The organism is Rhodococcus sp. NPDC059234 (assembly GCF_042754225.1).
In the GTDB taxonomy this organism is placed as follows: domain Bacteria; phylum Actinomycetota; class Actinomycetes; order Mycobacteriales; family Mycobacteriaceae; genus Rhodococcus_G.
The window spans coordinates 1-1,241 of the sequence record NZ_JBHZAH010000231.1; the positions used below are offsets into that span (position 1 = coordinate 1).

General features: G+C 67.0%; 1 protein-coding gene. It reads left to right on the forward strand.

All coding sequences use genetic code 11. The annotated features are described in order from the left end of the window. Positions 1-1,241 (forward strand): condensation domain-containing protein (locus tag ACFXGJ_RS24460; RefSeq protein ID WP_378625865.1); only part of this gene is annotated, 1,241 nt, incomplete at both ends.

The window sequence follows — 1,241 nt, forward strand, 5'->3', positions numbered from 1 at the left end:
TGCGCACGGTGTACGTCGATGTGGACGGCATCGGTCACCAGGTGGTGCTGCCCGCGGATCAGGCGCCGATCGATCTGACCCCGGTGGTGACGTCCGCGGAGTCGGTGGCCGGTGCGGCGATCGAGTTCATCGCGGCGCCGTTCGACGTGACCGAGCAGGTTCCGCTGCGGGCCCGGTTGTACGAGGTCGAGGCCGGTGCGGAGTACGTGCTGGCGATGACGGTGCATCACATCTCGGCCGACGGTTGGTCCGTGGCGCCGCTCACACGCGACGTCGTCGTCGCCTACGCCGCTCGCAGCACGGGGCAGCAGCCGGCGTGGGCGCCGTTGCCGGTGCAGTACGTGGACTACACGTTGTGGCAGCGGGAGGTGCTCGGTTCCGAGCAGGATCCGCAGTCGCTGGTCTCGACGCAGTTGGATTACTGGACCGGTGCGTTGCGCGGTGCGCCGGAGGTGCTCGAGCTCCCGACGGATCGTCCGCGTCCGGCGGTGATGTCGAACCTCGGTGCGTTGCAGGAGTTCTCGATCGACGCAGAGTTGCACGCGGCAATCACCTCGATCGCTCGTGCCAAGGGTGCGACCACGTTCATGGTGATGCACTCGGCGCTCGCGGTGCTGTTGGCGCGACTGTCGGGGACCTCCGACATCGTCATCGGCACTCCGGTGGCCGGTCGTGGTGATGCGTTGCTCGACGATCTGGTGGGCATGTTCGTCAACACGCTGGTGTTGCGTCTCGAGGTCGACGGTGGTGCGTCGTTCGGTGAGATCGTCGCTCGGGCGCGGGAGACCGACCTGGGTGCGTTCGGTCACGCGGACGTTCCGTTCGAGCAGGTCGTCGAGGTGCTCAATCCGGTTCGTTCGCAGGCGTACTCGCCGCTGTTCCAGGTCTCGCTCTCGTTCCAGAATCTCGACACCCCGGACGTCGAACTCGGCGAACTCGTCGCGACGGTGATGGACTCGGATGTGGTGCTGGCGAAGTTCGACCTGGACTTCGGGTTTGCCGAGACCCACGACGCCGACGGCGCGCCGGCCGGCATGACGGGTGTCCTGACGTACGCCACCGATCTGTTCGGTCCCGCCGGTGTCTCCCGGGTGATCGACGGACTGCTGCACATCCTTCGCGCCGTGACGGTGGAGGCGGATGTCGCGGTCGGGGATATCGATCTGCTCGGTGTGGGTGAGCGGGAGCTGGTGTTGCGGGAGTGGAACGCGACCGATGCGCCTGTGCCTGTGGGGACGTTG